The sequence below is a fragment of the Massilia sp. CT11-108 genome, from assembly GCF_047302915.1.
Classification (GTDB): Bacteria; Pseudomonadota; Gammaproteobacteria; order Burkholderiales; family Burkholderiaceae_D; genus Telluria; species Telluria orientalis.
The window spans coordinates 1-214 of record NZ_JBKYMO010001841.1; the positions used below are offsets into that span (position 1 = coordinate 1).

Sequence of the window (214 nt, forward strand, 5' to 3'; positions counted from 1 at the left end):
TCCCCATCGTCTAGAGGCCTAGGACATCACCCTTTCACGGTGAGTACCGGGGTTCGAATCCCCGTGGGGACGCCAAGATTTTGATCGGTCTGTCGCAGTAGAGTTGCAAGGAAGCCGCCTTGAGCGGCTTTTGTTTTGGGGGTATAGCTCAGCTGGGAGAGCGCTTGCATGGCATGCAAGAGGTCAGCGGTTCGATCCCGCTTACCTCCACCAA

General features: G+C 57.0%; 1 tRNA gene. It reads left to right on the forward strand.

Annotation, left to right across the window (positions count from 1 at the left end):
* The first annotated feature begins 137 nt into the window (after positions 1-137).
* Positions 138-213, forward strand: a tRNA-Ala gene (locus ACEN88_RS36525).
* Position 214 lies beyond the last annotated feature (1 nt).